Here is a 674-nt window from a genome sequence, read left to right as displayed (position 1 = left end):
GTACCTTTGTTCATAAACACTTGATTAATTAATTCTTTTTGCTCAGCTTCCGACATTACTCCTTTTCCTTCTCCTAAATTCCCGCTTTGTAATTTCCAAATCTTATTGTGATCTGCATCAACTTTTTCATATTTTCCTTGTTTCCATCGTTCTAAAATTTCTACATATGTACTTCCCTGTACAAGATCATTACTCTTTACAATATCAATTAAGCTTTCAATCCGCTCTTGTGTAATAAAAATATAGCCCCACTTTTGATCAGCTTTCGCTTTTTGATGTGCCATTTCATGTAATGCTGTCTGTATGTTCTCATCTGTCCATTTAAAATTTTTATTAAAACCACTATTCGGCAATGAATAATTGCCATTTTCTAAAAGCTTTGCATCTTCTGCTTTTACATTACTATCAGCTAATACCTCTACTGCTGGAGCAGCTGGTGATGCCTTTTTCGCAGCTGGTTTACTATTATTTAAATAATACAGCATACCATATGTTAAACCTACTCCAATTACCGCCATACCAGCTAGAATACCTATTATTTTAAATAGTGTTTTCATCGCGCTTGTTTCCTCCCAAATATCTCTGTTCTTACTACCTAATTACTTCTTATATAAAAACTGTTCCTTCATTCAAAATATCGCATCCCATCCCCTATCATATTATTTATATATACT

1 protein-coding gene is annotated in these 674 nt (G+C 33.1%); it reads right to left on the bottom strand.

Annotated elements, in window-relative coordinates:
• A partial coding sequence (locus DN403_RS28905) for a PRK06770 family protein (protein WP_149186036.1) occupies window positions 1–557 on the bottom strand: 557 nt, incomplete at its 3' end.
• Between the last annotated feature and the right edge of the window lie 117 nt (window positions 558–674).

The sequence above is a fragment of the Bacillus sp. AY2-1 genome (assembly GCF_008368965.1).
In the GTDB taxonomy this organism is placed as follows: Bacteria; Bacillota; Bacilli; order Bacillales; family Bacillaceae_G; genus Bacillus_A; species Bacillus_A thuringiensis_S.
This window is presented reverse-complemented; position numbering and strand designations above follow the sequence as displayed.